Consider the following 228-nt stretch of genomic DNA (forward strand, 5'->3'; position numbering starts at 1 on the left):
CCCGCACCTGCTCGCAATGCGCATCACCATCGTCATCTTCGCCGCGCTGGTGCTGCTGTCCGCGATCGCGATGGAAGGCACCTCGATCTATGAACTGGTGTCCTCGGCCTACCAGGTGACCCTGGCCGCCGCCTTCGTGCCGCTGCTGATGGGCCTGTACTGGAAGCGCGCCACCACCCAGGGCGCGATCCTCTCGATCGGCGCCGGCCTGTTCGTGTGGATCTTGTT

1 pseudogene is annotated in these 228 nt (G+C 65.4%); it reads left to right on the plus strand.

Going from position 1 to position 228, the window contains the following annotated elements:
• Positions 1–228: pseudogene (locus tag KVT32_RS32005) on the plus strand (sodium:solute symporter); the annotation flags it as partial.

The sequence above is a fragment of the Achromobacter sp. GbtcB20 genome, assembly GCF_019091095.1.
In the GTDB taxonomy this organism is placed as follows: domain Bacteria; phylum Pseudomonadota; class Gammaproteobacteria; order Burkholderiales; family Burkholderiaceae_B; genus Achromobacter; species Achromobacter mucicolens.